Source organism: Chitinophaga sp. SVR4-12A, assembly GCF_056754765.1.
Genome location: NZ_JBPGWP010000002.1, coordinates 29,445 through 53,072, shown reverse-complemented (window position 1 = coordinate 53,072; position 23,628 = coordinate 29,445). Strand labels below are relative to the sequence as shown.

Below are 23,628 nucleotides of genomic sequence, written 5' to 3'. Positions count from 1 at the left end.
ATATTTCCGCAATACTAGTACATCCTGCCAAAGTGGCAAGTGGGAAGTTCCTAAGTGGCTAGAAAAGATGAGTAATCGGAGGATATGGAAAGATGAATGGAATATCTACTTAATACTGATATTATTTTAACAAAAACGCCTGAAGCATAGTGAAAGCATAGAGAAAGCTAGGAGAAAGCATAGAGGAAGCAAGGAGAAGACTGGTAAAATAGTATGCAAAGGAACCAGTCCGAATTTTCTTCTATGCCCAATCTCTGTTATTTTTGCAAACTTATTATATTTTACACGCATGGAACTTTCAAAGAACTATTTACCCGGAGAGACGGAGGAAAAGTGGTATCAACACTGGATGGACAAGGGCTATTTCAGGAGCCAGCCTGACGGCCGCCCTGCTTTTACGATCGTGATACCGCCGCCAAACGTCACCGGGGTCTTACACATGGGTCATACCCTGAATGAAACCGTCCAGGATATCCTGGTAAGGCGCGCCCGCATGAGCGGGTTCAATGCCTGCTGGGTACCGGGATCGGACCATGCTTCCATCGCCACCGAAGCCAAGGTGGTAGATATGCTGAAACGTGAAAAAGGCATTGAAAAGTCGCAGCTGAGCCGGGAGGAGTTCCTAAAGTATGCTTACGAATGGAAAGACAAATACGGCGGCATCATTTACTCCCAGATCAAAAAGCTGGGCTGCTCCTGCGATTGGGACCGGGTGAGCTTCACCATGGACGACCATTACTATCAGGCGGTGATCAAGGTGTTCGTAGACCTCTACCAGAAAGGGAAGATCTACCGCGGGGCCCGTATGATCAACTGGGACCCTAAAGCCAAGACCGCGCTGAGCGACGAAGAAGTAGACTACAAAGACGTACAGGGTAAACTGTATTATGTAAAATATGCCATCGTGGACAGTGAGAATAATCCCACGGGGGACTATATCACCATTGCCACCCAAAGGCCCGAAACGATTATGGGCGATACCGGTATCTGCGTAAACCCTTCAGACGAGCGCTATGCGCACCTGAAAGGCCGTTACGCCGTGGTACCCCTGGTAAACCGTAAGGTGCCCATCATCTTCGATGATTATGTAGATCCCGCATTCGGTACCGGCGCCCTGAAAGTAACACCTGCGCATGATATCAATGACTACAACCTGGGCCTGAAACATAACCTGGAAGTGGTAGATACGCTGAATGAAGACGGCACCCTGAGCGCCGCCGCCGGCGTATTTATCGGTGAAGACCGCTTCAGGGCACGTAAACTGGTAGTAGCCGCCCTGCAGGAACAAGGACTGCTGATCAAAGACCAGGAATACACCACCCGCCTGGGTTACAGCCAACGTAACCCTGATACCGTAGTAGAGCCGCGTATCAGCACCCAGTGGTTCGTAAAAATGGCAGAACTGGCGAAGCCCGCACTGGATGCCGTTGTGAACGGTGATGTTCGCATCCATCCCGGCGACCGCTTCCTGGCTACTTATAAATACTGGATGGAGAACGTGAAGGACTGGTGTATCTCCCGCCAATTGTGGTGGGGACAGCGCATCCCGGCTTTCTATGCTCCTGATGGCAGCTTTGAAGTAGCCGAAACGGCAGCAGAAGCCCTGGCGCAGTTCAAAGCGCAGAACGCCAGTTTCGCTTACCAGCTCAGTGACCTGAAACAGGATGAAGATGTGCTGGATACCTGGTTCTCTTCCTGGTTATGGCCGGTGGAAGTGTTCAACGGCATTACCCAACCCGGTAACCCGGACATCAAATACTACTACCCTACTTCCGTACTCGTAACCGGACAGGATATCATTTTCTTCTGGGTGGCCCGTATGATCATGGCCGGGCTGGAATATAAAGACGTAAAGCCTTTCAGCAACGTATACTTTACCGGTATGGTGCGTGACAAGCAGGGACGCAAGATGAGTAAATCACTTGGCAACTCGCCTGACCTGCTGGAACTGATCCATCGCTTTGGCGCAGACGCCGTTCGCTTTGGCATCATGATCTCCTCTCCTGCCGGTAACGATCTGCTGTTTGATGAGGCCAGCTGTGAACAGGGACGCAACTTCTCCAACAAAATATGGAACGCCCTGAAACTGGTGAAGATGTGGGAAGCCAGAACCGTTGACAATGAGCAGCTCGCAGCTGACAGCCAGTTTGCGGTACAATGGTTTGAAAGCAGGTTAGGTGAAGTACAGGAAGAGGTAAATAATCTCTTTAAAGATTTCCGCCTGAGCGAAGCGCTGAAAACCATTTACAGCCTGATATGGGATGATTTCTGCAGCTGGTACCTGGAATGGGTGAAACCTGGTTTTGAACAACCTATTGCAGCCAGCGTGTTCAATAAAACCATCACCTTCTTTGAACAGCTGATGCAGCTGCTGCATCCTTTCATGCCTTTTGTAACAGAAGAGCTGTATCACCAGCTGAAAACACGTGAGGCAGGCGATGACCTGATCATCAGGCAATTTGAGGCGCCCGCAGCACATCGCCACGCTACACTGGTAGAAGGCGCACTGGCGAAGGAAGTGATCAGCAGCATCCGCGATGCACGTAATAAGCACCAGATAAAACCGAAAGACCAGATCACCCTGCATATTGACACCCAGCATGATAACGCTTTCCACCAGATCGAAGGCATACTGGCCAAGCAGGTGAATGCTAAAGCAATCGTATATACGAAAACACCGGTACCCGGTAGCATCACCCTGGTAGTGCAGAAGGATAAGTTCTACATAGAAACAGAACATGTGATGGACACCGCTGCGCAAAAGACCCAGCTGGAGCAGGACCTGGCTTACCAGCGCGGGTTCCTGGAATCTGTAGAGAAAAAGCTGAGCAATGAGCGCTTTGTACAGAACGCCAAACCCGAGGTAGTAGCGGCAGAAAGGAAGAAGAAAGCAGACGCAGAGGAGAAGATAAGGGCGATAACAGAAAGCTTGAAACAGTTGTAAGATAAGGGGGGGCTTCAGTCCCCTCATTGCGAGATGTCGCGGGAGAGAGCGAACAGGTCTCCCTCCTGTCATTGCGAGAAGCAGCGGGAGAGAGCAAACAGGTCTCCCTTCCCGTCATTGCGAGACGTTGCGGGAGAGAGCAAACAGGTCTCCCTTCCCGTCATTGCGAGACGTTGCGGGAGAGAGCAAACAGGTCTCCCTTCCCGTCATTGCAAGACGTTGCGGGAGAGCAAAAGGTCTCCCCTCCCGTCATTGCAAGACGTTGCGGGAGAGAGCAAAAGGTCTCCCCTCCCGTCATTACGAGATGTTGCGGGAAAGAGCAAACAGGTCTCCCCTCCCGTCATTGCAAGACGTTGCGGGAGAGAGCAAACAGGTCTCCCTTCCCGTCATTGCGAGGGCCGGAGGGCCCTGTGAAGAGCCGGGCCGAAGCAATCTTTTAGTTAATCTTCGTGGAGGTTGTTAAAAGATTGCTTCGTCGCTCCACGCACAGGGCTTTACTGCTCCTCGCAATGACGACGGCTGAAGACCTTTCTAGTTCCTCTTCACTACCTCGCAATGACCGCGGCTGAAGACCTTCCTACTTCCTCTTCACTACCTCGTTATGACGCCGGAGAGACGCCTGTTTCGGCAATCCTATAAAATTTTTAGCGCAGCCAAACGTTAATAATAAAACCAAACACCGCCCGCTGCAAACATTTTTATCATGCTAAGATCCTTTTTGATTTACGGACTTTTACTGGCCGGTATCCCGGTATACGCTCAATCCAATAAAGGCAGAACCACGGAAAAAAAGCCTTTGAAGTTCCGGACCAGCTGGGGGATTTTTCTGAGCGATACCCTACCCCGCCCCGAGGTAATAAAACTGCTGGATTCTGCCTTAGTAGTACGTGATCAGCAGAACAACAAATACCCGGTGGTTTCCTTTGAATTTACCTATGAACAAAAACAAGCCTATGTAAACGACACCACCGGCAGAGCGGGTGTTTATACTGAATTTATAGGCGACAATTTTAAGTCCAACAAACTGTCGCCCCTATGGAGTTCCCGTTTAAAAGAGATGCTGGACAAAGGTGAAGTACTTTACTTCGACAATATCATCATCAAATATCCCGGCGATAAATACTACCGCGTACCGGAACTGCGGATCGTGATCCGCTAAGCCGCCCGTCATTCCTTATTTGCTTAATAACTAAATAATTGCTGCAGGGGAAGGATAAAATCTATCCTGTTCCTGGCTGCCCCCGCGGGGTCAGGATCAAGCAAATGACTGTATCTTACACCGAAAGTGAACGGAATAGTGTTCCCTATCTTGGTATCAAAAGACAGCTCCCCTCCTGTTGAGGCGTAACGCTTATCTTCCTTAGTGATCCAGTTATAGGCCTTACTATAATCATAGAATATATTGCCGCGCAGGCGCATCAGGTACAGCAGCTGTGCAAATCCCCAGTCAGGATAAGCGATTGGAAAATGATAATTCGCCCCCAGTTTATAGATGCGGTTGTAAAAAGGCTCATTATACCCTCTTGCATACACGAAATTATCCGTAAAGGAATATCGCCCCATGGTATCCTTCTTTTGATAAGCCGCCTGCAGCACCAGGTTGTGGTTAGGTAATAACCCTGGCAGGTACAGGTCAAAACGGCCATAGAACTGGTGCGCCGGTACATCAATGGCACGCGTATATTGCAGGTAGAGGTATTGCCCGAAATGCGTAAAGATATTTTGCGGCGCTTTTATACGCTGGTTATTAAAGACCAAGGTATTGTTCAGATACTGCACCCCTGCATCCCTAAACTTGAACCCATCAGGGAAAGTCTTCAGGTAGTGATAAGTAGATCCGAGCGACAGGCTTCTGCCATACTTACCGGAAGACAGCAACAGGGGCAGCGACACACCGCCATGCCAGTCCAGCTCATTCCAGTACAGCCGTCCATACTGGCGCGTCAGCACAGAGCGGTTAAAAGTATAATCCACACCCACCTGCAGCCAGGGAAACCATCCACCAAAAAGAAAATTACCTCCTACCATCGAGCTTCCTTCATTGCGGTTATAGGTGTAACCAATGGCCGTAGCAGCAGTATTGAGGATATTATTGCCATACAGCGTCAGGCTGTAATCAGGGTCGTCGAATGTAGGCACCCAGCTATGTAAATTAAAGAGCCCATGTGCCTGGGGATAAGGCCGTACCGGATAATGGTTGGCGGGTACAGCAGAGAGAATATTCCCTCCCTCTTTGAAATCAGGTTGCAGCCAGGCGCTGTGCGCATTAACAGTGGTGTCTACAGCCTGCCAGTGCTCCGGTTGCAGCGGCGCCTTGTACAGGGTATACCCATCGGCGCTGAATTCCGTGAACACCATTTGCTGCTGCTGTGGATTTACAGCGGCATGCAGCACACTGTTGGGACGGTCTGTTACCTGCCAGATCTTTTTATCTCCTAACGTAACCGCATATATGTTATTGACATCTTTCCAGGAGCCGGTAAAATACACCGTATCTCCCACCACTACAGGGGCGCCTATCACATTATAGCTGAAAGGCGCCAACAGTGTGCTTTCCCCGGAAGATACATCCTGCTGCACCAGCGCCATCTGGCCCAGGCGATTACGTACGGCGCTGATTACCGCTTTACCGGAGGCCGTGAACCGCGGAAAGGTATAGTACCAGTTTTCCTGGTTGGGCAAGGCCTTCAGCAAAGCGCCGCTATGGGCATCCAGCCAGTGAAGGCCGTAATGCTGCTCCGGACTGGTAAAAGCAGCGATGATATACCGGCCATCAGCCGTGATGTCGGGAGAAAAGTATTTGGTATGATGTGTTATCGTATACGTATGTCCGTTAGCACGGTCAAACATCCGGATCACGGAATAATCCTTCCACACCCAGCGCGGGTCAAAGCGCGCTTCTGTCCACAGTATGCGGCCGTTGCTATAGCTGTAGAAATCGTCAAAGCGGCTGCCCGGGCGCGTCAGCAGCGTTTCATGCCCGGTGCTGTCTACCAGGTAGAACCCGGGGATCTGCTGGTAGCTGCTTTTCAGCACGATCCACTGGCCGGGACCTGCATTGTATACGTAGCGGTAATTGGTCACAATGTTGGAAGGAGCGCTCAGCTGGGCAGCCGGCGTGATCTCCTTACGCGCAGCATACGCTTTCCAGTAGCTTTGGTATTCCTGCATGGTAGCCTGGTAAAAGCCGGTGATGTTATAGCCGGTGCGGCGGCGCAGGCTTTGGGATAGCGGGTAAAACAGGCCGCGGAAGCGAACGGCATCCGTGGTAACGTCGCGCCAGAAGGTGCGTCCGTAATGGTTACGGCCATAGCTGCTCATCAAATACCCCAGCTCATAGTGATCCGGTACAAAATCGCGGTAAGATCCGTTGCGGATCTTCATATACGAATAGTGCTTGTTATCCAGCGTAAGGCCACGAAAGCCATCGAAGAAGGCCGGGAGGCGTCCCCTGCCCTGCGGACTGAGAGCCGTTTCCATGGTCACTGCATCTCCCTCCCAGAACCAGTTGGGCACGGCGATGTTGGTAATAGCTGCCTGTCCCAGCTCTCCGCCCAGGTAAGAGAACACCTTGGAAATGCCCTGGCGGAAGTTCATATTCTGCAGCACGTGACGGTATTCATGGAGGGCCAGCTGCTCTTCCCAGTGCAGGGAGCCCAGTTCCAGCGAGGATGGCGGCGGCGCCAGGTAGAATTCAGATTTGAAAGGCCCCAGTTGTACGAAACCGTTAGACTCCAAAGTTTGGTTCTGGAGCACAATACTCACCTTTTGCTGACGGTTGCCGATAGAGCTGCGCGTGTAGCGGTTCAGATAATGTACGATATCCGATACGCGCTGTCCCTGCGGTTCCAGGCCTGCCGGAAATATGACGCGCACCGTGTCGGTGTTGATCTGTCGCCATTTCAGGGAAGGAGGATTACCGCCAAAATGCTGGGCGGAAATAGTAAGTGGCAATAGTAACAGGAGTAGGGCAAAAAGGCGTTTCATAATAAGTACGGAAGATAATTAACATTCCGGTAAACTGATCGGAATATTAACGGCAAGACCGCCGTCAGAAGTCTCCTTGTATTTGGAATTCATATCGAGGGCAGTCTCCCACATCGTTTTCACCACCGCATCGAGAGATACCTTCGCCAGTTCGGGATTGCTCTGGAGGGCCAGCTGCGAGGCGGTGATCGCCTTAATGGCGCCCATGGTGTTCCGTTCAATGCAGGGCACCTGCACCAGGCCGCCAATAGGATCGCAGGTAAGGCCCAGGTGGTGCTCCATCGCAATTTCGGCCGCCATCAGCACCTGGCGCTGAGAGCCGCCCAGGCATTCGGTAAGCGCGGCTGCGGCCATTGCAGAGGATACGCCTATTTCTGCCTGGCATCCGCCCATAGCGGCAGAGATAGTGGAGCGCTTTTTAAAGATGCTGCCGATCTCTGAGGCAGTGAGCAGGAACTGGATGATCTTAGCCGGCTGATAACCATCGCAGAAAGTAATATAGTATTGCAGTACGGCCGGGATCACGCCTGCTGCGCCGTTGGTAGGCGCCGTTACCACACGGCCGAAGGAGGCATTCTCCTCGTTCACGGCCAGGGCAAAACAGCTCACCCAGTCCAGCGTATAGGCGAAGTGGTTGCCCCCGCCACGGATGGCATCGATCCAGCTATCAAAATCCTGGTAAGTACGGCCCTGCAGCAATTTCTTATTCAGGGCGGCTGCGCGGCGCGCTACTTTGAGGCCGCCGGGCAATTCTCCCTTGGTATGGCAACCGCGGTAGATGCAGTCGCGCATTACCTGCCAGATCTGCAGCACGCCTTCTTTGGTAGCCGCTTCGGAGCGCCAGGCCTGTTCATTCTCCATCACCACTTCAGAGATGGAAAAACCTGTTTTGATGCACCATTGCAGCAGCTGGCGGGCAGTATCTATCGGGAAGGGAAGATCTACACCCGCATTGGCGCCGCCCCCTGCCTGTTCTCCTTCTTTTACCACAAAGCCGCCGCCGGTAGAGTAATAGGTAACGGCGTTCTGATCTCCTCCTGCAAAGCTCACAAGAAAGGTCAGTGCATTGGGGTGATAAGGCAATGTTTCATCGTAGAGGAACGCAATATCTTCAAGGGGATCAAAATCTATTTCGTGATGTTTGTTCAGATGCAGTTTCTTCATGCGCCGGATATCATCGACCTTGGCGTTGATGCGGTTCACATCGAAGGTAACAGGATCGTCGCCGGAGAGGCCCAGCTGAACGGCGATATCGGTTCCGTGACCGTGGCCGGTCTTAGCCAGTGAACCATACAGCAGCACGCCTACTTTTTCTACTTCATTCATCCGGCCGCCGGCTTCTAATTCCTGTAAAAAACGCAATGCGGCACGCCATGGGCCAAGGGTATGAGAGCTGGAGGGACCTACGCCGATCTTAAAAATATCAAAAACGGAGATGCATTCGTGTGCCACTGTTTTGGTGTTTAGTTCCCAAAGGTAGGGAAAAATAGTCCATAGCCGATGGTCCATGGTCCATAGTATGCAGCGGGTATTATTTAAAATCGACGAGTGTTAATTCGCAGACGAGGACGGAATTGGCCGGGATCTTATCATCCACTGCCACATTCCCGAAACCCAGGGTGGGCGGAACGATGAGCAGGATCTTACCGCCTTTGGCGATCTTCTGCAAGCCGATCTGCCAGCCGGCAATATGGTCTTTCAGCGGGCGGTTATTAAAATTGGTAGGAGAAAGAGAAACGTCTATCAGTTTATCATTCAGCAGGCGGCGGGTGTACATGATGGTGGGAATGTTATCCAGGGATAACATATAGTGAACGCTGTCTCCCTGGTCCAGGATCTGGTAATACAGCCCGGTAGGGTCTCGTATAGCGTCAATATTATGAGATTGTAGGTATTGTTCGATCTGGTTATCAGCAACTCCGCTTGCATCTTCAAGCAGCATAACATTATCCTTTTTGGCACAGCCACTGATTAGCATCAGGCCCAGGGATAAGGAAAAAATAGCTTGTAAAACCTGCTTCATGATTGTTAAACGCGGTAGTTCAGGAGAAAGTTACAATAAAAACTCCGGTCCCGAGAGGGGACCGGAGCTATAAAAATTATCCGGGAAGAGGATATTAATAATCCATACCCATACCGTGGCCGCCTGGCATAGCAGGAGCAGCAGATTTAGGTTCGGGTTTGTCGGCAACTACGCATTCTGTAGTCAGGAGCATACCGGCAATAGAAGCGGCATTTTCCAGTGCAATGCGGCTAACCTTAGTCGGGTCAATAACACCGGCAGCGATCAGGTTCTCGTAAGCTTCTGTGCGGGCATTGAAACCGAAGTCGGCTTTACCTTCTTTTACTTTCTGTACTACGATAGAACCTTCGATACCAGCGTTAGCGGTGATCTGACGCAGGGGCTCTTCGATAGCGCGTTTGATGATAGCAATACCGGTCTGTTCGTCGTTGTTGTCACCTTTCAGTGCTTCCAGGCCTTCGATAGCGCGGATGTAAGCCACACCACCACCAGCTACGATACCTTCTTCAACGGCAGCGCGGGTAGCATGCAGGGCGTCGTCAACGCGATCTTTCTTTTCTTTCATTTCTACTTCAGTAGCAGCACCAACGTACAGTACAGCTACACCACCGCTCAGTTTAGCCAGGCGTTCCTGTAATTTTTCGCGGTCGTAGTCAGAAGTGGTCACTTCTATCTGTGCTTTGATCTGGGCGATGCGGGCGTTGATATCTTTCTTATCGCCTTTACCACCAACAACAGTAGTGTTGTCTTTATCGATGGTTACAGACTCAGCTTTACCCAGGTAAGTCAGGTCAGCGTTTTCCAGTTTGTAACCCTGGTCTTCGCTGATCACGATACCACCAGTCAGGGTAGCAATGTCAGTCAGCATTTCTTTTCTTCTGTCGCCAAAGCCAGGAGCTTTTACAGCAGCTACTTTCAGGGTACCGCGCAGTTTGTTCACTACCAGGGTAGCCAGTGCTTCACCTTCCAGGTCTTCAGAGATGATCAGCAGGGGAGCGCCTTGCTGAGCTACTTTCTCCAGGATGTGCAGGATGTCCTTCATAGCGCTGATCTTCTTGTCGTAGATCAGGATGTAAGGGTTCTGCAGTTCAACCTGCATTTTTTCGCTGTTGGTGATAAAGTAAGCAGACAGGTAACCACGGTCAAACTGCATACCTTCTACTACTTCTACAGTAGTGTCGGTACCTTTAGCTTCTTCTACTGTGATAACACCATCTTTGGTCACTTTATTCATCGCTTCAGCGATCAGTTTACCGATCTCAGCGTCGTTGTTGGCAGAGATTGCAGCAACCTGCTCTATCTTCTTGGTATCGTTACCTACCTTTTCAGATTGTTTCTTCAGATTTTCCACTACGGCTTTTACGGCTTTGTCGATACCGCGTTTCAGATCCATAGGGTTAGCGCCGGCAGCTACGTTCTTTAAGCCTTCGCCGATGATAGACTGGGCCAGTACGGTAGCAGTGGTAGTACCATCACCTGCTACGTCAGCAGTTTTGGAAGCTACTTCTTTCACCATTTGAGCGCCCATGTTCTCGATGGGATCTTCCAGGTCTATTTCTTTAGCAACAGTAACACCATCCTTGGTAACACCAGGAGCGCCGAATTTCTTTTCGATAACAACGTTGCGGCCTTTAGGACCCAGGGTCACTTTCACTGCATCGGCCAGGATGTCAACGCCCTTCTTCATTTTGTTGCGGGCATCGGTGTTAAAGAATATTTGTTTTGCCATAATAGTTAATGATTTTTAAGATTTGAATGTGGAATGTTCGGGCTAGCTCTTAGCTATTGGCTGTTAGCTGTTAGCGGGGCTAATAGCTGGCAGCTAATGCCAGTGGCTGTTTTTAAACAATCGCTAAAATGTCTGATTCACGCATAATTAAGTAATCATCGCCTTCGAAGCTGATCTCGGTGCCGGAGTATTTACCATACAGTACGGTATCTCCTACCTTCACAGTCACAGGCTCGTCCTTTTTACCAGGACCAGCTGCTACGACAGTTCCTCTCTGTGGTTTTTCTTTTGCAGTGTCGGGAATAATGATGCCACCGGCGGTCTTTTCTTCAGCGGCTGCAGGTTTCACGATCACCCTGTCAGCTAAAGGTTTAATACTTAAATTCTTAGCCATAGTATTTAATTTTTAAAAATTGACAGCAATAAAAGGTAAGATAGAATTTTGACGCATGATCCGCCCACGAGAATTATGCCAATGGGTATTTCGGGTCAAATTTTCAGTCAGCCAGGACGGCAAAGATAGGGAGGACTGACATAAATGTCAATTTTTCAGTGTCCGGCCCGGAAAAATGGCAGAGTGGGGGTAATTTGACTTTTATTAACTAGCTTTGCGCCCTTATTAGTTCTTGTTATAGATAGATTTAGAAAGATGATCAGTAGAAGAAACATCCGGGTAAAGGTCATGCAAACCCTTTACGCCCTGGAAACAATGGAGCCAGGCAATATTAAACCAGGTACGGCCACCAGCCTGTTAAAAGATAAGCTGGACCAAACCTGTCAGATCTTTACTTACTTACTCTACTCCCTGGTACGGGTGGCGCAATATGCGGAGATAGACTCCCAGGCCCGTGCTTCCAAACATCTGCCCACTGCAGAAGACCTGAACGTAAATACTAAAATAGCAGGAAACGAGTTCCTGGAACAGATCAATACCGATAAAGGCTTCCAGGCCAACCTGGAACTGTGGAAAATGCGGCACCTGCCAGACCAGGAGCTGATCCGCAAAATATACAACAGCCTCGCCGCTACAGATACTTATAAAGCCTATATTAAAGAACCTTCCCGCTCCAAAGCTGCCGAAAAGGAGATCGTGGAATACCTCTATAAGCAGGTGCTCAGCACTAACGAATTATTTATCCAGCATATGGAAGACCACTTCCTGCACTGGGGCGATGATGCAGAGATGATGACCATCCTGATCAACAATTACCTGAACAAACCACACCTTTTCAATTTCCTGCAGCTGATCAGCCAGGAAAAGCTGGAATACTCCAGGGAGCTGCTGCTGACCGTGATCAATAAGAAAGAATACTGCCTTGAACTGATCAAGCCAAAGCTGCAGAACTGGGACCCGGAACGTATCGCAGCCGTAGATATGCTGCTGATGGAAATGGGCGTATGCGAATTCCTCTACTTCCCTACCATCCCTACCAAGGTGACCATCAACGAGTATATCGATCTGGCCAAGACTTACAGTACGCCGCAGAGCGGACAATTTGTCAACGGTATACTGGATAACATACTGAAGGACCTTGAACAGGCCCAGCAGATACAGAAGACCGACCGTACAAAAAAATAATATACTTTTGCGGGACGCACTATGAAACAATTTTTCTACATGCTGATCTGCACCGGTTTACTGGCAACCGCCTGTAACACAAAGGCTGCAAAGGAAAACCAGGAACATATCGCTGCCAGCACACCGGCCGATACCACACAGGGCTTCCCTGAAATGACCTTCGAACAAACCGTTCATAATTTCGGGGAGATCACCCAGGGAGAAAAAGTGGAATATGCCTTCAAGTTCACCAATACCGGCAAGAAGGACCTGCTGATTCAGAATGCGGTTTCCAGCTGCGGATGTACCGTACCGGAATGGCCCAAGGAACCGGTAAAGCCAGGTGAGAGCGGCTATCTCAAAGTAGTGTTTGACAGCCATGGAAAAGAAGGATATACAGAAAAGGAGATCAGTATCAAAGCAAACACAGATCCTCCCTTCCTGCAGGGACCCAAGATCCAGTGCACCATAAAAAAGCCGTAAACAGCCGGCGCTGACAACTAATAACTGACAACTGACAACTAACAACTATAATACGATTTACAACATGAACATGCTGAACATTTTATTGATGGCATCACCGCAGGGCGGCCAGGGTGGCGGTTCTCCCATGGTGTCTTTACTGTTCTTCGCCGGTATGATAGTAGTAATGTGGCTATTTATGATCCGTCCGCAGACTAAAAAGGCCAAACTGCAGAAGCAATTCGGCGAAGGCCTCCGCGAAGGCGATAAAATAGTGACTATTGCCGGTATCCACGGTAAAATAAAGAAGATCAACGCAGATAATACCCTGCAGCTGGAAGTAAGCCCCGGCACCTTCTTTACCATTGAGCGCTCTGCTGTTAGCATGGAGTATACCCAGGCGCATCAGAAACCAACAGAAGAGAAGAAATAAGAAAGTTTGAGGTTTGAGGTTTGAAGTTTGAAGTTCGTTAGAAGTTGAAGGTTTGAATCTCATCATCTGAAACTAAAGAAATAGTTGTCCCGTTCCGGTTAGCCGGCACGGGACTTTTTATTTCAGGCTGATGATTCTTTTTGAACTTCAAACATGTAACGAACCTCAAACCTCAAACTTCAAACCTCAGACCTCAAACCCCCAAACCTCAAACTTCAAACCTCAAACCTCAAACTTTTAGTAACTTGCCTGCATGTTAAAAGTAGGAATCACCGGCGGCATCGGTTCCGGGAAAACAACCGTTTGCCGCATATTTGAGCTACTGGGCATCCCTGTGTACTATGCAGACACAATGGCAAAAGACATCATGAACAGGGACCCTGATCTGAAAGAACAGGTGAAACATCATTTCGGATCTGACATCTATGACAGCAACGGACTGCTAAACCGTCAGCAATTAGGGAACATCGTATTCAATGACCAGGAAAAGCTGCAGCTCCTGAACTCCCTCGTACATCCGGCCACCATCCGCGATTCGGAAGCCTGGGCCTCCCGGCAGCAGGCGCCTTATGTACTCAAAGAAGCGGCACTGCTGTTTGAATCCGAAGCTTTTCACTACCTGGATAAGATCATCGGCGTATCTGCTCCCCAGCCATTGCGCCTGCAGCGCGCCATGCAGCGGGACCATGCCAGCCGTAACGACATACTGGCACGCATGTATAAACAGATGGATGAAACCATCAAAATGCGTTTATGTGATTACATAATTTATAATGATGAGCAGCAGATGGTGATACCGCAGGTGCTCAGCCTCCATGAAACGTTATTAGCTGCAAGCCACCAGCTGCAGGCTGCAAGAGATTAAGCGGAGACAGAAACAAAGACTATGGCTACAGGTAAAAAAGACCCTACAGGAAAAACCATTATCATTACAGAAGGCGCAGGCAAACAGGCCGTAACGCCGGTATTGCTGCTGGAGCTGGACAATGCCGCCGACCCGCCGCTAAAGATCAGCGCAGCGCTGATCAAGATGGTGAACGAAGAGCGGAAGTGCCAGCGCATGCCCCTGAACGATAAGAAATCACTTTCCATATTCAATACTTTACCCGCGGGCGTACAACACCTGCTGCTGCCCTGTACTCAGGAAGCCATGGTGCACCGCGAACTGCAGCTGAAAGAAAAATTCCTGGCCGCACCGGTAAAACATCAAACCCTGCAGCAGTATGTACAGGAAGGCATGCAACAATACCTGTATCATACCCTGCAACAGCTGCGGCCCCTTACGCCCCTCCTTCCCTGGTATTGCCAGGTAACGGAAAGCTCGCTGGAAAAGAAGATACGGCCCGTTACAGTTAACAACTACTCCCCCTTATTATCCTTTGAGCTGGTGCGTACAGAAAGCGGCCAGCTGCGGCTCCTGGCCTTTGTTACCGTGAACGGTCAGGCCTGGCCCCTCTCGGAATTTGAGCAATACAATTTTCTGCTCCGCAGCCGGGGCGAGCTGTTCATCCTTTCCCCTGCCGATGCACAAACACTGGAACAATTTCCATTGGGGCACCTGGATGTGCCGCGGGCACAGGAAGGCGCTTTCCTCCAGCACACTTTACCCGGACTGGCAGCACGCTATCCTGTTAATAAGAACATACTACTGACCAAAGAAGAGATAGATACACCACCACAGTGCAATATATGGCTGAGTGAGCTGAACAACGCTTTCCTCATGCTGCGCATACAGTGGCAATACGACCGCTTTACGCTGGACGCCACTACATCGCCCGTAGTATGGATCACAGAAGGCGATGTACAATATGAGATCAAACGGCACCAGGAAGCAGAAAAAGAGATGACAGCTTTTGTGCGGGGATTGCATGCCCGCTTTGCCCAACAGCGCAACGATTATTTCTACCTCTCCTTTGCAGAAGCAGAAAAGAGCCAGTGGCTGGTGAAATGCTACCGCAAGCTGATGGACCGCAATATCGGTGTGTACGGCATGGATGAGCTGAAACATTTCCGCTACAACACCAATATACCCGTAATGGATATACGCTGGCGCAGCGATGGCAAAGACTGGCTGGACCTTGACGTAAAAGTCAAATACGGCGAGCTGGAAGTAGCCCTTAGCGATATACAGAAAGCCTTGCTGCACCGCCAACCGCACCTCTTATTGAAAGACGGTACCATCGGCGTTATACCTGAAGACTGGCAGCAAAAATATGCCCTGCTCTGGAAACTGGGCCAGGTACAGAAAGACCAGCTGCGCCTGTCCAAACTGCACTTCACCTTACTGCAGGAAGTGCTGGACACACCCGGTACGGCTGCTAAAGAAACTGTCCGGCAGAAATGGGAACGCCTGCAACAACAACACTTCCCCGTGCCCGTTGCCATACAGGCACAGCTGCGCGATTATCAGAAGGCCGGCTTTGAGTGGATGTGCCTCCTCGACGAGATGCAATGGGGCGGCTGCCTGGCGGATGATATGGGTCTCGGTAAAACACTGCAGACCATCACCTTTCTACAACATGTAAGTGAAAAATATCCTGGTGAAACGCAGCTGGTGGTATGCCCCACCTCGCTGATCTACAACTGGGAAAGCGAGCTGCAGAAGTTCGCGCCGGGATTGCGCTATACCATCTATCACGGCCCTGGCAGAAGCTTTTCCGAACAGGAATGGAAGCAGCAACAGCTGATCATCACCAGCTATGGCACCGTGCGCAGCGATGCAGAGATCTTCTCGCGCTTCGTATTTGGCTATGTGGTGCTGGATGAAAGCCAGGTGATCAAGAATCCCACTTCACTCACCACCCGCGCCTTACAGGTGCTGCAATGCCGCAACCGGCTGATCCTGAGCGGTACGCCTATCCAGAACAATACGATGGACCTGTACGCACAGATGAACTTTGCCAACCCCGGGCTCCTGGGTAACCAAAACTTCTTCAGAACAGAGTTTGCCATGCCCATCGATAAATATGCCGATGGCAGTAAAGCAGCAGATCTGCGGAAAATGATCTATCCCTTTATGCTGCGGCGCACCAAAGAGCAGATCGCCAAAGACCTGCCGGATAAAACAGAGATCATCATGTGGTGCGAAATGGGCGATGAGCAAAGGCAGGTATATAACCAGGTAAAAGCGCTCTACAAAGAGAAGCTGATGAACAGGATCCGGGAAGATGGCCTGGCAGCCAGCGCCATCTACATCCTGGAAGGCCTTACACGGCTACGGCAGGTATGTAATGCCCCGCAGCTGATAGGCGAACAATCCGGCGGCATTACCAGCTCTGTGAAACTGGATGAGCTGATGCGCGAGATCGTTGACAACACCGGCACCCATAAAGTGCTGGTATTCTCTCAGTTCACCGGCATGCTGCAACTGATCTCACAGGCCATGGACACAGCAGGCATTCCCTTCCTTTACCTGGATGGCAGTACCAAAGCGGAGACCCGCCAGGACCTGGTGAAACAATTCCAGCAGGACGACAGCCAGCGGGTGTTCCTGATCAGTCTTAAAGCCGGTGGCGTAGGCCTTACCCTCACCGCCGCCGATTATGTATACCTGGTAGATCCCTGGTGGAACCCGGCTGCCGAACAGCAGGCCATTGACCGTACTCACCGCATCGGGCAGCAGAACAAAGTATTTGCTTACAAGATGATCTGCAAAGACTCCGTAGAAGAAAAGATCCTTGCCCTGCAGCAACGGAAGCAGATGATCGCCGATGACCTGATCAGCGAGGAGACCGGCTTCATGAAAAAGCTGACAGAAGAGGATATTGCATTCCTGTTTAGCTAATTTGCAGTAAATTTTAAGAACAAAATATTCCCTATGTTACCCGGAAAAGTGGTCATTTACTTTGCTATGTTCGTGCTGGCAACAGGCGCTGCCTTGCCTCACGCCCTATTGGCGCAGGAAAAGGACAGTCAGCCTGCCAGCTTCCATCTTAAGCGCGGCACGAATATCAGTCACTGGCTATCACAGAGCACGCGGCGGGGAAAGAACCGGGCCGCTTTCTTTACGGAAAAGGATGTGACCTTTATTGCATCACATGGCTTCGATCATATCCGCATACCGGTGGATGAAGAACAGCTGTGGACGGAAAAGAATGAACCCATACCAGAGGCCTTCCAGCTGCTGCACCAGGCCTTACAATGGTGCTATCTTCACCATCTGAATGCAGTAGTAGATCTGCATATCTTACGAAGCCATCATTTTAATGCCCAGGAAAAACCGCTGTGGACAAAGCCCGAAGCACAGGAACGTTTCCTGCAATGCTGGCGCGAGCTCAGCGCAGAACTGAAAAGATATCCCGTCACCATGCTGGCCTATGAGCTGATGAACGAGCCGGTAGCCGACAGCGCAGCACAATGGAACGAGCTGCTGGCCCGCGGCATCCAGGTGATCCGGGAAAAAGAACCGGAGCGGGTGATCATCATCGGGAGCAACAAATGGCAGTCTGTCAGCACCTTCGCCGAGCTCAAAGTACCGGAGAATGACAAGCATATCATGCTCAGTTTTCATTACTACAACCCTTTCTATCTCACGCATCACATGGCCAGCTGGACGAACATACAAAGCTATGATGGGCCGGTACATTACCCCGGACCTACCATCACTAAAAAAGAACTGGAAAGCCTGCCGGCCTCTATCCGGAATTTGCTGCCCGGAAGTGATCAACCGTATGACACAGATGTCATGGAAGCACAGATGCAACCGGCTATACAGCTGGCGAAAAGATTACAGTTACCCTTGTATTGCGGAGAATGGGGATGTTTAAACACAACGCCAAGAAAGGATAGATTGCGATGGTACAGGGATGTAAGGAAGGTGTTAGAGAAGAATGGAATTGGGTGGAGCAACTGGGATTATAAAGGTAAAGGATTTGGATTTGTAGGAGAAGATGAAGAAGTGGATAAGGGCTTGTTGAAGGTGTTGGTGAAGTGAGGCATACTTGCTAAAGAGGTACTTGAGGAAAGCCCAACTGTCAAGGAATTCTTGACAGTTCAACTATAAAGAAAAGGTCCGGAACGAAGCCGGACCTTTTTTCTTATCAAACATTTAATTGAACACTATTTCTTAACCGTCGTTGTTGCAGCAGTAGGCGTTACCTTTTTAGCAGGAATCGCTTCGCCTTCATCAGACAGCTGGTTCTTCCTGTCGAAGTCCACCAGTACCGGTGCAGCTACGAAGATGGAAGAGTAAGTACCGGTGAGCACACCTATCAGCATCGCGAAAGCGAAACCGCGGGTTACTTCTCCACCGAATACAAAGAGGATCAGGATGGTCAGGAACACAGTCAGGGAGGTCATGATCGTACGGCTCAGCGTATCATTGATCGCTCTGTTGATAGTAGTATTCCTGTCAGCGCCTTTATTATCACGGAAGTATTCACGGATACGGTCAAACACGATCACGGTATCGTTCATCGAGAAGCCTATCACGGTAAGGATGGCCGCAATGAAGTGCTGGTCGATCTCCAAAGTGAAGGGCACAATATCCTTACAGAAGGAGAACACCGCCAGTGTAACCAATACGTCGTGCAACAGTGAGAAGATCGTACCGATAGAATACTGCCATTTGCTGAAGCGGATCAGTATGTACAGGAAGATCACTACCAGGGAGAGCACAGTAGCCTTGATAGCGCCCGCACGAAGGTCGTCAGAGATGGTAGGCGACACAGTTTGTGAACCCACGATATAGCGGGATACAAATCCATCGTAGTTCACCCCTGCCTCATAATATTTCTTCAGGCCGGTGTACAGTTTCTCTGTTACTTCTTTATCTACTTCTATACCTTGTTCATCTATCTTATAAGCAGTGGTGATGTTCAGCTGGTTGGCGCTGCCACCGATGGTTTTAACATACGGCTCGGAACCAAATACCTGCTGCAGCTCTTCACGCACTACGTTCTCGTCCACGGGCTTTTCAAAGCGGATGGTAAAGCTACGGCCACCGGAGAAGTCAATACCGTGGTTGAAGCCATGGAAGAAAGAAGCTACACCCATGATCATTACCACAGCAGAGATACCGTAAGCGATCTTTCTTTTTCCTACGAAATCGAAATTCGCGTGCTTGAATATCCTGCGGGAAACAGGTGTAAAGTATTCGAAGTGCCTTTTCTTGTTAGTCCACCAATCGGTTACCATACGGGATACCAGGATACCGCAGAACAGGGACAGTAACAGACCGATGATCTGGGTAGTGGCAAAACCCAGTACCGGGCCTAAACCGAAGTAGAACAGGATAATGGCGGTCAGCAGCGAGGTTACGTGACCATCCAGCACAGGCGCATAAGATCGCTTGTAACCGTCTTCGATGGCCTGCTGGTAAGATTTACCCCTACTTAGCTCATCCTTGATCCTTTCAAATATGATCACGTTCGTATCCACAGCCATACCGATGGTCAATACCAGGCCGGCGATACCAGGCATGGTGAGCGTAGCGCCCAGGGAAGCCAGGATACCTACGGTGAAGAGCAGGTTGAGGATCAATGCGATATTGGCTACCCAACCACCTGTGTTGTAGTATACCAGCATCAATATGAATATGATAGCAAAGGAGATAGCAAATGATTTGGCGCCGGCAGCGATAGATTCAGCACCGAGGGTGGGACCTACGATCTGTTCCTGTACGATCCGGGCAGGAGCAGGCATTTTACCTGATTTCAGGATATTAGCCAGGTCAGTCGCCTCTTCTACGGTAAAGCTACCGCTGATAGAAGAACGTCCGCCGGGGATCTCGCCGCGGATAGAGGGAGCGGAATATACGATACCGTCCAGTACAACCGCTACGAAATTCAGTGTGCGCTCGTCGCTGGGATTGGTGGGCGCCAGCCTGCCGGTCATTTTCCTCCATTTACGGGCGCCTTCGTTGTCCATGGTCATGCTCACTTCAGGCGTACCGTTCTGCTGATCGTAATCCTGGCGGGCGTCTACCACAGTAGTACCGCTCACTTCGGGATCGGGATTGGTCGGGTTTACCTTGATGGCATACACCGGAACGGCCGCATTCCTGTCTTCCTTGTTTTCCTGTCCGTATGCAAACACCACATCTTTAGGCAGTACGCTTCTTACAGAAGGTATACGCAGGTAACGGTGGAAGGTGGCGGTATCTTTAGGCTGTATGAACCCAACCACGGGGCCGATCTGAAGCTGGCCATCCCTGGAGATGTTCGGGTACAGTACCGTGAAAAGCGGGTTTGTTTTAGCAAATTCGGCCTGGAGCTCCTCCTTGGTTTTGGCAGAATCGGCTTTTTTGCCTTTAGTGCTGTCTGACAGGTAGCTGGCCAGACTGCCGGTTTTGGTGGTGTCTGATTTAGCTTTGGCGCCAGTAGTATCGGCAGCTGCAGCGGCAAGAGCGGCAGAATCCGTTGCATTGGCAGTATCTGCAGCAGCGGTTTTACCACCCAGGGCGGCCTTGAGGGCCTCGTTCATGGGCTGGAGCACAGTGCCTGCAAATTCCTGGTTCCGGTAGGTTTCACGGAATTCGAGGTTAGCGCTGGCCTGCAGGTATCTTCTTACCCTGTCCGGGTTGTCAACACCTGCCAGTTCCACGGAGATGATCCCCTTGTTGGCGTCCAGGCTGATATTAGGCTGCGCAACACCGAACTTGTCGATACGTTTCTGCAGCACCAGGTAAGTATTCTTGATAGCAGCACCGGCCTCGCGACGGATCACGTTGAGTACCTGCTGGTTAGTTGAATTAAAGGTGATATCTTTCTGGTTGGCGTTACCGAAGATCGTAGCCAAACGGCCGCTGGGCTGTACTTCTTCATAAGCCGTTCCGAAAAGGGACACGAAATCGGACTGGCTGGTTTTTTTACGCTGTTTAGCCAGCTCCAGGGCCTTGTTAAAGGCGGGATCCTTGGAGTTGCCGCTCAGCGCACGGATAACGTCTTCCACACTCACTTCCAGCACCACGTTCATACCTCCCTGGAGGTCAAGACCCAGGTTCAGCTCCTTTTCCTTTGCTTTGGTATAGGTGGTATACCAGGGAAAGCCGGCAATCTGCTTATTGCCAACGCTGTCCAGGATTTCCTGCTTTCTTAACTTAATGAGGTCGTTCAGTGTATCCTGGTAAAAAGCCTGTAGCTCTTTACTGCCCGGATATTTTTGCTCAGGTGTAGGATTTTGCTTGGTCACATCGATTTTTGCCTGCAATGCCACCTTCTTATCGTAGTTACGTACCAAGAACGTAAAGGACAATTGGTACAGCGATATCAGGATAAGCGCGCCCGCAAAAAGTCTAACCAGTCCCTTTAATTGCATATACTTTCGGGTTTATAAATTTTTTTTAAGAGTTGCAAAGATAGAATTTAAATTGATATATTAAAGCCTTGCCAAGAATGGGCCTTTTGTGCTATTTTTTTTATCCAATCTGACGACTATGCGCTATTTCGTTCTTTGGTTGATATTGCTATCCGCGTGCAACACCGACAAATATATGCAAACCCGCCATCCTGTTACAGATAATTTTCTGGATACCTTCCTGAAGGCCCGCGCGGCCATGCTGGGGCCCGTATTCGCAGCCCCGGAAGCTTATCGCTTGCAGATCATCTATACCAGGATAGACCGGGACGCCCATAACCGGCCCCATTTCCGGGATTATTACTACCGGGTAGACAGCCGGCAGTACTTCTACCCCGCCTCCACCGTAAAGCTGGCAGGCGCCGCCCTCGCCCTGGAGAAGCTGAACGACCTGCAGATACCGGGGCTTACCCGCTTTACCCCCATGTTCTCCGACAGCCTGCCCGGCATCACCCGTGCCGTACAGCGCGATACCACTGCAGCAAACGGACTGCCCAGCATTGGCCATTATATTAAAAAGATCCTCCTCGTAAGCGATAATGATGCCTTTAACCGTTTATATGAGTTTGTGGGCCAGGAAGAATTCAACCAGCGTTTGTGGCAGAAGGGGTACCGGCGGGTACAGATCAGGCACAGAACCGGTATACGGCTGGATGCGATAAAAGAGCGGAACACCAATGCCGTCAGGTTTGTGGACCAGGGCCGGGTACTCTATGAACAGCCGGCCCGCTACAGTCACCTGGCTTTTAGCCCCCGGTACGACAGCGTAGGCAGGGCCTATTATAACAGGCGGCGGGAGCTCGTGAACAAGCCAATGGATTTTTCGCTGCGCAACCGGCTGCCCCTGGCCGATGCGCATATGCTGCTGCGCAGCATAATTTTTCCGGAAAGTGTAACAAAAGAACGGCGTTTCCGTTTAACGGACGGCGACTATGAATTTCTGTACAGGTGCATGTCGCAACTGCCTACAGAAGCAGCTTATCCCGCTTATGACACAACAGAATTTTACCCGGCATATGTAAAATTCCTGTTGTTCGGAGGCGACAGGCGCCTGCAGATACCGCCCAACATCCGCATTTTCAATAAACCAGGATGGGCTTATGGATTTTTAACGGATGTGGCATATATTGCGGACTTCGCTAACCAGGTGGAATTCATGGTATCGGCAACGGTACATGTAAATAAAAGCGGCATCATAGGCGACCGGTATGAATACAATGAGATTGGGAAACCTTTTATGAAAGCATTGGGAACGTTATTGTACGAATATGAATTGCAGCGAAAGAGAAAACACAGGCCAGACCTTTCACGTTATAAACTGATATATACAGAAGGTCCTGTAACAAACAAACTTGCTAACACTTATAATCAAATCAAATAAAAAACCGTGTGATGAGGACTAAAAAGTACCGCTTATGGGCAGCAGCCGCCCTTGCTTTAACTGTTACCGGGTTTAGCGCCTGTCTGAAATCAGACAATCCTACACCTTCAAGACCGAAAGTGAACTATGTGTTTTTAAATGCTTCTACCTTTGCCCCCGGCATTGATATCTACAACAATGGTACGAAGCTGACCACCACTGCACCTTTTAAGATCGGTCAGTACTCTGATTATTACACGTACCGTGGCACACAGGACTTTACCTTCAAAAAAGGTGGTGCTGACAGCACTTTAGGATCTATTGTCGCAACCTTTGATTCACTGCAGATCTATACTATCGTGATGTATGGTGAGCAGCCCCAGTTCAGGGCCGTGAGGAATGATTTTACCAATGCCGATGGCTCCAAGATCAATGTGCGCTTCTATCAGCTGAGCCCCAACTCAGGCCCGGTAGACTTCTACCTGGACGGCAAGAAAGTAGACAGCACCCACTATTATGATGGCAGCCAATTGAGGAGCGATTTTACAGCACTGAGCCCCAATGGTATCGGCTCTTCCAAGCTGACCGTGAAAGTAGCCGGCAAAGACTCCGTACTGGCTGAAACCACCAGCCCCAAATGGAGCTTCCAGACCGGCGGCGTATACACGATATACTACATCGGCCTGAAAGGCGTAACCGGCGACAACGCACCTCAGGTGAACAACGTGATCAGCTACTTCTAAGCAACGCAACAGGTAACAAATCATACAAAAAGATCGGGTTGAACAGCTGTTCAGCCCGATCTTTTTTATTCCGGCAATAAAATACATTCTGCTA

At 50.2% G+C, this 23,628-nt stretch carries 16 protein-coding genes; 10 read left to right on the top strand and 6 right to left on the bottom strand.

Translation table 11 applies throughout. The features are described 5' to 3' along the window. Positions 1–289: 289 nt before the first annotated feature. Both ACR9Y8_RS26350 and ACR9Y8_RS26345 read left to right on the top strand, forming a co-directional pair. Complete coding sequence (locus tag ACR9Y8_RS26350; RefSeq protein WP_481216285.1) at positions 290–2,944, top strand: valine--tRNA ligase; 2,655 nt, start codon at positions 290–292, stop codon at positions 2,942–2,944. A gap of 703 nt (positions 2,945–3,647) precedes the next feature. After that, positions 3,648–4,103, top strand: a complete 456-nt coding sequence (locus ACR9Y8_RS26345; protein WP_481216284.1) for a hypothetical protein — start codon at positions 3,648–3,650, stop codon at positions 4,101–4,103. Positions 4,104–4,126: 23 nt separating this feature from the next. On the opposite strand, the gene ACR9Y8_RS26340 is transcribed toward ACR9Y8_RS26345, so the two are convergent. The 5 genes from ACR9Y8_RS26340 to ACR9Y8_RS26320 form a co-directional block, all read right to left on the bottom strand. Further along, positions 4,127–6,931: a TolB-like translocation protein gene (locus ACR9Y8_RS26340; protein WP_481216283.1), complete on the bottom strand. Its 2,805-nt coding sequence runs from the start codon at positions 6,929–6,931 to the stop codon at positions 4,127–4,129. 18 nt (positions 6,932–6,949) lie between these two features. After that, entirely contained in the window at positions 6,950–8,383 is a 1,434-nt protein-coding gene (locus ACR9Y8_RS26335) for an L-serine ammonia-lyase (RefSeq protein ID WP_481216282.1), read from the bottom strand. Positions 8,384–8,462: 79 nt separating this feature from the next. Further along, on the bottom strand, positions 8,463–8,873 hold the full coding sequence (locus ACR9Y8_RS26330; protein ID WP_481216281.1) for an FKBP-type peptidyl-prolyl cis-trans isomerase: 411 nt from the start codon (positions 8,871–8,873) through the stop codon (positions 8,463–8,465). Between the two features lie 175 nt (positions 8,874–9,048). Then, positions 9,049–10,683, bottom strand: coding sequence for a chaperonin GroEL (gene groL, locus ACR9Y8_RS26325; RefSeq protein ID WP_481216280.1), 1,635 nt, complete (start codon positions 10,681–10,683; stop codon positions 9,049–9,051). A gap of 112 nt (positions 10,684–10,795) precedes the next feature. Then, positions 10,796–11,077, bottom strand: a complete 282-nt coding sequence (locus ACR9Y8_RS26320) for a co-chaperone GroES (protein WP_029464748.1) — start codon at positions 11,075–11,077, stop codon at positions 10,796–10,798. Positions 11,078–11,332: 255 nt separating this feature from the next. On the opposite strand from ACR9Y8_RS26320, the gene nusB reads away from it, so the two are divergent. The 6 genes from nusB (at position 11,333) to ACR9Y8_RS26290 (ending at position 18,069) form a co-directional block, all read left to right on the top strand. Further along, a complete protein-coding gene (gene nusB, locus ACR9Y8_RS26315; protein ID WP_481216279.1) occupies positions 11,333–12,262 on the top strand; it encodes a transcription antitermination factor NusB in 930 nt (309 codons plus the stop codon). A gap of 21 nt (positions 12,263–12,283) precedes the next feature. Further along, positions 12,284–12,724, top strand: a complete 441-nt coding sequence (locus ACR9Y8_RS26310; RefSeq protein WP_481216278.1) for a DUF1573 domain-containing protein — start codon at positions 12,284–12,286, stop codon at positions 12,722–12,724. Between the two features lie 64 nt (positions 12,725–12,788). Next, positions 12,789–13,136: a preprotein translocase subunit YajC gene (gene yajC / locus ACR9Y8_RS26305; RefSeq protein WP_481216277.1), complete on the top strand. Its 348-nt coding sequence runs from the start codon at positions 12,789–12,791 to the stop codon at positions 13,134–13,136. A gap of 253 nt (positions 13,137–13,389) precedes the next feature. Beyond that, a complete protein-coding gene (gene coaE / locus ACR9Y8_RS26300) occupies positions 13,390–14,001 on the top strand; it encodes a dephospho-CoA kinase (protein WP_481216276.1) in 612 nt (203 codons plus the stop codon). Positions 14,002–14,022: 21 nt separating this feature from the next. Next, positions 14,023–16,920: a DEAD/DEAH box helicase gene (locus ACR9Y8_RS26295; protein ID WP_481216275.1), complete on the top strand. Its 2,898-nt coding sequence runs from the start codon at positions 14,023–14,025 to the stop codon at positions 16,918–16,920. 33 nt (positions 16,921–16,953) lie between these two features. After that, positions 16,954–18,069: a glycoside hydrolase family 5 protein gene (locus tag ACR9Y8_RS26290; RefSeq protein WP_481216274.1), complete on the top strand. Its 1,116-nt coding sequence runs from the start codon at positions 16,954–16,956 to the stop codon at positions 18,067–18,069. Between the two features lie 125 nt (positions 18,070–18,194). Here the strand turns inward: ACR9Y8_RS26290 and secDF are convergent, their stop codons facing one another. After that, positions 18,195–21,392, bottom strand: a complete 3,198-nt coding sequence (secDF, locus tag ACR9Y8_RS26285) for a protein translocase subunit SecDF (RefSeq protein WP_481216273.1) — start codon at positions 21,390–21,392, stop codon at positions 18,195–18,197. A 175-nt stretch (positions 21,393–21,567) separates the two neighbouring features. On the opposite strand from secDF, the gene ACR9Y8_RS26280 reads away from it, so the two are divergent. Both ACR9Y8_RS26280 and ACR9Y8_RS26275 read left to right on the top strand, forming a co-directional pair. Next, the gene (locus ACR9Y8_RS26280; RefSeq protein ID WP_481216272.1) at positions 21,568–22,812 is read left to right on the top strand and encodes a serine hydrolase; all 1,245 of its coding nucleotides are present in this window, start codon (positions 21,568–21,570) and stop codon (positions 22,810–22,812) included. 11 nt (positions 22,813–22,823) lie between these two features. Continuing rightward, the gene (locus ACR9Y8_RS26275) at positions 22,824–23,534 is read left to right on the top strand and encodes a DUF4397 domain-containing protein (protein WP_481216271.1); all 711 of its coding nucleotides are present in this window, start codon (positions 22,824–22,826) and stop codon (positions 23,532–23,534) included. The last annotated feature ends 94 nt before the right edge of the window (positions 23,535–23,628 follow it).